The sequence below is a fragment of the Halomonas sp. genome (genome assembly GCF_031581305.1).
In the GTDB taxonomy this organism is placed as follows: Bacteria; Pseudomonadota; Gammaproteobacteria; order Pseudomonadales; family Halomonadaceae; genus Halomonas.
Window position 1 is genome coordinate 1 of record NZ_JAVLBC010000190.1, and the last position, 6,016, is coordinate 6,016.

At 59.1% G+C, this 6,016-nt stretch carries 4 protein-coding genes; 2 read left to right on the plus strand and 2 right to left on the minus strand.

Annotated features, from left to right (window positions below; translation table 11 throughout):
* Positions 1–346 precede the first annotated feature (346 nt).
* Positions 347–2,032 (plus strand): AIPR family protein, encoded by a 1,686-nt coding sequence (locus RI841_RS13555; RefSeq protein ID WP_310706161.1) that lies wholly within the window; start codon positions 347–349, stop codon positions 2,030–2,032.
* Between the two features lie 172 nt (positions 2,033–2,204).
* On the opposite strand, the gene guaA is transcribed toward RI841_RS13555, so the two are convergent.
* The gene (guaA, locus tag RI841_RS13560; protein WP_310706162.1) at positions 2,205–3,782 is read right to left on the minus strand and encodes a glutamine-hydrolyzing GMP synthase; all 1,578 of its coding nucleotides are present in this window, start codon (positions 3,780–3,782) and stop codon (positions 2,205–2,207) included.
* A 95-nt stretch (positions 3,783–3,877) separates the two neighbouring features.
* A complete protein-coding gene (gene guaB, locus RI841_RS13565; RefSeq protein WP_310706163.1) occupies positions 3,878–5,347 on the minus strand; it encodes an IMP dehydrogenase in 1,470 nt (489 codons plus the stop codon).
* A 367-nt stretch (positions 5,348–5,714) separates the two neighbouring features.
* Between guaB and RI841_RS13570 the strand changes: the two genes are divergently transcribed.
* Positions 5,715–6,016 (plus strand): exodeoxyribonuclease VII large subunit (locus RI841_RS13570; protein ID WP_310706164.1); only part of this gene is annotated, 302 nt, incomplete at its 3' end.

The window sequence follows — 6,016 nt, forward strand, 5'->3', positions numbered from 1 at the left end:
CCGCGCCAGGTCGCCGACGCCCAGGGTGATCAGACTGATGCGCTGTTCCACCGCGCTTACCTCCCGGCCTGTGCCTATTGTTAACAACACCATAGCGGAAAGATGAGATTCATCTCCCTGAACTCAACCTATGCGAGGGTGGCTTTTTCGAATGAAGAATGAGGGCCTGCCCGGATTGCTGGAGTCGGAGCTGGTCGCTTGAGAGCGACCTATGCTCTATGCCAGTGGAGCAAGCATTCATTATGCAAAAGGGATGAGGCTATCGACGACTGCTTTGCACCTAGATACAATAAAAAAATAGAATATCATTTTTCTTATAATTTACTTTTATCGTGGACAGCAGATCATGATAGCAGAAGAGCTAAAGCATAGTGCATTTTCCGATATCTTGGAGAAAAACTATTCCGATCGAGCACCCGACTTCGCGAAGCGATTCCTGAAATGGTTTCTTGAGAACATATTTAGACTCGACGAGTTTGAAACTGACGATGCTTGCGTGGACGCAAAGCACGACAAAGGTGTAGATGCGATCTATGTCGATGACGTATCTGAAGTAGTATTCGTGATACAGTCAAAAACTAAAACTAGCGAAAAAGCGACTCTTGGCGATACAGAGCTGAAGGATTTCTTCGGCACTCTGGCGCAATTCAACAAAAGAGAGAAGGTCGAAAAACTGGCATCTGAAACTAAAAACGAACGACTCAAACAGGCCATATTAAGAAATGAAGTTGCTGAGAAAGTCGAAGCAGGATACGACGTCCAGGGCATCTTCATAACCAACGTTCCCGCAAATGCCGACGCCTCCCACTACCTAGAAAAGATCGATGGCGTAGAACTTTACGATGCAGTTAAAATAACTCGAGACTACGTCGACCTGGAGATAGATGGAGGCATATCTCAAGAATTTCGATTTGACATATCTGATAGCGATGTCATCAAATATGATGCAGGGGGCGCTGCTACAAGAATCTTTCTTGCTCCAGCATTAAACCTTACCAAAATGGATGGAATATCTGACGGCTCACTCTTTGACCAGAATGTGCGACTTTCCTTAGGAAACACCAAGGTCAATAAGAGCATCAAATCCAGCATCAAGAAAAAGGAAGAGCACGGAAACTTCCCTCTTTACCACAACGGAATAAATGTACTTTGCAGGGAAATTCTTGATGAGGACAAACAGTCCCTTGTAGTACAGGATTATGTCGTTGTAAATGGAGCCCAAAGCCTCACCTCCCTGCTATCAGAAAAATCCAAGATAACGGACGACCTGAAGATTCTAGTCAAGCTTATTGAGGTCAAGGGCGACGCCTCATTGTCCCAAAAAATCACTAGAAATAGCAACAATCAGAACGCTATCAAGGCGCGGGACATGAAGTCCAATCACAACATTCAGCATCGCTTAAAAGTCGAGATCGAAAACATAAGCGAAGGACTTGTTGCTTATGAAATAAAGCAAGGGGAAAGAAACAAAGGCAAGGAAATAATTCCAAACGAGGCCGCCGGCCTGGTTTTATTGGCTGCAGACCTAGAACAGCCTTGGAGCTGCCACCAGAAGTATAAGGTAATGGACGATCTCCACTCTGACATATTTGGAAGACCCAATGTTACAGGATCGAGGGTTCTTGCGCTTTGGAGGTGTTTTCAATCGATAGCGAAAGCTCTTCCTAAGATAGAAAACACATCCTTTGCAAATTACACTCTCACAAAGTATTTCTTGTTTTATTCAGTCATGGGGGTCATCAAAGACGACCCAACAGGCGCAAACATCTTGAAGTCGATCGACCAAATAGTAAAAGATGGAAAAATAAACAACCTCGCCGACGGATTCTCAACTCTAGCGATAAACGCCGCAATCGATCTAAATGCTGAAATCTCACCTGAAGACGACGAGTACTTTGACTACAAGAATCTATTAAAGAGCCAAAAATGGTGCAAGTCCATGTCTGCAAAGCTTATTGCTCAGCATAAAAAAGACGTAATCCGCGATAAGGCGGACTCAGTGAAGGATGTATTCAAAAAACTACTTGATTAGATATGTAAACGGCTTGTGTGGTGACGTTACTCATCTGACACAGTCCCCGTATGTTTCAACCTTGATGTAGCCGTTTCCTGTTTTCATTAACGCTAGCCGACGGGTGCGTCGGTGAGAACCCGCCGGTTGGCGGGTTCCTGTGGACCGAATCAGCATCATGTGATGAGGAGCCTCACTCCCACTCGATGGTGGCGGGCGGCTTGCTGCTCACGTCATAGGTCACGCGGGAGACCCCGGTGATCTCGTTGATGATGCGGTTGGAGACCTTCTCCAGCAGTTCGTAGGGCAGGTGCGCCCAGCGGGCGGTCATGAAGTCGATGGTCTCCACGGCGCGCAGGGCGATCACCCACTCGTAGCGGCGGGCGTCACCCACCACGCCGACCGAGCGCACCGGCAGGAAGACGGCGAAGGCCTGGCTGGTCTTGTGGTACCAGTCGGCGCGGTGCAGCTCCTCGATGAAGATGGCATCGGCCTCGCGCAGGATGTCGGCGTACTCCTTCTTCACCTCGCCGAGGATGCGCACGCCGAGGCCCGGCCCCGGGAAGGGGTGGCGGTAGACCATGTCGTAGGGCAGGCCGAGCTCGACGCCGAGCTTGCGCACCTCGTCCTTGAACAGCTCGCGCAGCGGCTCGACGAGGGTGAGCTTCATGGTCTCGGGCAGGCCGCCCACGTTGTGGTGCGACTTGATCACATGGGCCTTGCCGGTCTTCGCCGCGGCGGATTCGATCACGTCCGGGTAGATGGTGCCCTGGGCCAGGAAGTCGACACCTTCAATCTTGCTTGCTTCATCATCGAACACGTCGATAAAGGTGTTGCCGATGATCTTGCGCTTGGCCTCGGGGTCGGCCTCGCCCTTCAGCTTGTCGAGGAAGAGGTCCTCGGCGTCCACGCGGATCACCTTCACGCCCATGTGGCGGGCGAAGGTCTCCATCACCTGGTCGCCCTCGGCCTTGCGAAGCAGGCCGTTGTCGACGAACACGCAGGTCAGCTGGTCGCCGATGGCCTTGTGCAGGAGTGCTGCCACCACCGAGGAGTCCACGCCGCCGGAGAGGCCGAGCAGCACGTGGCGGTCACCCACCTGCTCGCGCACGCGCGCGATCTGGTCCTCGATGATCTGGGCCGGGGTCCAGAGGCGCTCGGCGCCACAGATCTCCAGCACGAAGTGCTCGAGGATGCGCAGACCCTGCAGGGTGTGGGTCACCTCGGGGTGGAACTGCACGCCATAGAAGCGCTTCTCCTCCCAGGCCATGGCGGCGATGGGGCAGCTCGGGGTGGAGGCGGTGACGGTGAAGGTGTCGGGCACCCGGGAGACCTTGTCGCCATGGCTCATCCAGACGTCGAGCAGGTTGCGGCCGGTCTCGTGGTCGATGTGGTCCGAGATGTCGCGGAACAGCGCCGTCTCGGCATCTAGGCGGATCTGGGCGTAGCCGAACTCGTGGACGTGGGAGCCCTCCACGGCACCGCCGAGCTGCTCGGCCATGGTCTGCATGCCGTAGCAGATGCCCAGCACCGGCAGGCCCATCTCGAACACGCACTGCGGGGCGCGGGGCGAGTCCAGCTCGGTGACGGATTCCGGGCCACCGGCGAGGATGATGCCGTTGGGGGCGTACTCGCGGATCTCGGCCTCGGTGATGTCGAAGGCGCGAACCTCGGAGTAGACGCCGATCTCGCGCACCCGGCGGGCGATCAGCTGGGTGTACTGGGAGCCGAAGTCGAGGATCAGGATCTTGTGGGCGTGAATGTCGGTCATCTGGCCTTTCCTTTGAGAGGCGAACGGCCCGGAAACACGAAAGCTGGAAGCGGCGCGGCCACTTCCAGCTTCAAGCTTCCGGCTTCAAGCGTGTATCAACCCGCGCGGTAGTTCGGGGCTTCCTTGGTGATCTGCACGTCGTGCACGTGGGACTCGTTGAAGCCGGCCCCGGTGATCTGCACGAACTGCGGCTTGGTGCGCATCTCCTGGATGTCGCGGCAGCCGGTGTAACCCATGGAGGCGCGCAGGCCGCCCATCAGCTGGTGGACGATGGCGCTCATCATGCCCTTGTAGGGCACTCGGCCCTCGATGCCTTCCGGCACCAGCTTCTCGGCGCCCTCGCTCTTGTCCTGGAAGTAGCGGTCGGCACTGCCCTGGGTCTGGGACATGGCGCCCATGGAGCCCATGCCGCGGTAGGCCTTGTAGGTGCGGCCCTGGAAGAGTTCGATCTCGCCCGGGGATTCCTCGGTGCCGGCCAGCAGGCCACCGGCCATCACGGTGCTGGCACCGGCCGCCACGGCCTTGGCCAGGTCGCCGGAGAAGCGCACGCCGCCGTCGGCAATCAGCGGGATGTCGTAGGGCACCAGTGCCGCGGCCACGTTGGAGACGGCGGTGATCTGCGGCACGCCCACGCCGGCCACCACGCGGGTGGTGCAGATGGAGCCGGGGCCGATGCCGACCTTGACGCCGTCAGCGCCGGCCTCGGCCAGCGCCTTGGCAGCCTCGGCGGTGGCGATATTGCCGCCGATCACCTGGATCTGCGGGAAGTGCTCCTTCACCCAGCGTACGCGCTCGATCACGCCCTTGGAGTGGCCATGGGCGGTGTCGACCACCACCACGTCGACCCCGGCCTCGGCCAGCGCGGCCACGCGGTCCGGCGTCTCGGGGCCGGTGCCCACGGCGGCGCCGACCAGCAGGCGGCCGTCGGCGTCCTTGGCCGCCAGGGGGAAGGTGCGGGCCTTCTCGATGTCCTGGAAGGTGACCAGGCCGCGCAGGCGGAAGTCCTCATCCACCACCAGCATCTTCTCGATGCGGTGCTCCTGCATCTTGCCCTTGATGATGTCGAGGCTGGTGCCCACCGGCACGGTGACGAGCTTCTCGCCGGGGGTCATGATGTCGGCCACGCTGTCGCCGTGGTTGGGCTGGAAGCGCATGTCGCGCTGAGTCACCAGGCCCACCAGCGTCTCGCCCTCCACCACCGGAAAGCCGGAGAAGCCGTGCTCCTCGGCCATCGCCAGCAGGTCCGCCAGCTTGGCCTTGGGCCCCACGGTGACGGGGTCCTTGACGATCACGCTCTCGTGCTTCTTGACCTTGCGTACCTCGGCCGCCTGGTGCGCGATGGTCATGCTCTTGTGGATGATGCCGATGCCGCCTTCCTGGGCCATGGCGATGGCCAGGCGGGCTTCGGTGACGGTGTCCATGGCGGCGGAGACGAGCGGGATGTTCAGGAAGAGGTCGCGGGTCAGGCGGGTCCTGAGGCTGACGTCGTTGGGCAGGACATCGGAATACCCGGGCACGAGTAATACGTCATCGAACGTAAGAGCTTCTTGGGCCATACGTAGCATATGCGGCAACACCCAGTGAACTGGTGGGAGGGAGTGAAGTTAATCCCCCATTATAGCGACCCGGGACGGGCGCCGGCAATGCGGGTGACGAGCATCCGTTCCTGCGGCCCAGAGCTATCGCAGTTACGTTCCGCGAGAGGCGCCGGGGACAGGTCGTAGAGAGAGAGTCCTACGCCACGGATGGCGTCGGTAGCACCCAGAGAGGGGTTACAGCGCCCGGAAGGCCGGCCCCGCTCGTGAACCTGTCACCGAAATAGCCTCGAGCGCTTCTCAGCTGCGATAGCCCTGCCGTGCGGACCGGGCGGTGCCATCGGAGCCGCGGCACATGGTAGGGTATTTCCCTTCACCCGCCTGGAATGACCGCGCCATGCCCCGCCCCGAGGACGCCCCGCTTTCCGTCAGTGAACTCAACCGCCGCGCCCGCCAGGCGCTGGAGCAGGATGTCGGCGAGGTGTGGGTGGAGGGCGAGCTCTCCGGGGTGTCGCGGCCGGGCTCGGGGCACCTCTACTTCACTCTCAAGGATGACCGGGCCCAGCTGCGCTGCGCGCTGTTCCGCACCCGGGCGCGCTTTGTCGCCGCCCCCATGCGCGACGGCGACCGGGTCAAGGTGCGCGGCCAGGTGTCGCTGTTCGAGCCCCGCGGCGACTACCAGCTGATCGTCGAGGCGGT